1 protein-coding gene is annotated in these 243 nt (G+C 42.4%); it reads left to right on the top strand.

Annotation, left to right across the window (positions count from 1 at the left end; genetic code table 11):
* Window positions 1–243, top strand: a 243-nt coding sequence (locus AAEY79_RS16140) for a hypothetical protein (protein ID WP_352289730.1), incomplete at both ends; no start/stop codon positions are given.

Genomic DNA, 243 nt, shown 5'->3' with positions numbered 1-243 from the left:
GCATAAGCAGTATGCGCTATTTATATTTTTTGTATTAGCCTGGATTGGTGGCTTTGTAGCCCTTGCCTGGAATTTAATTGGGGCTGATGGCCCACTTATGGTGTTTGCCGGTATTTTAGTGCTGGTGGGTTTTTTGTTTCATGGCTTAACCGTAAAAGTAAATGACACTCATATTAGTTGGGCATTTGGTCCAGGTGTTGCTGGGCAAAGTATTGCACTTGCAGATATTGCAGAAGCTAAAGC

It is taken from the genome of Psychrobacter sp. GW64-MNA-CIBAN-0177 (genome assembly GCF_040309585.1).
GTDB lineage: Bacteria > Pseudomonadota > Gammaproteobacteria > Pseudomonadales > Moraxellaceae > Psychrobacter > Psychrobacter okhotskensis.
This window is presented reverse-complemented; position numbering and strand designations above follow the sequence as displayed.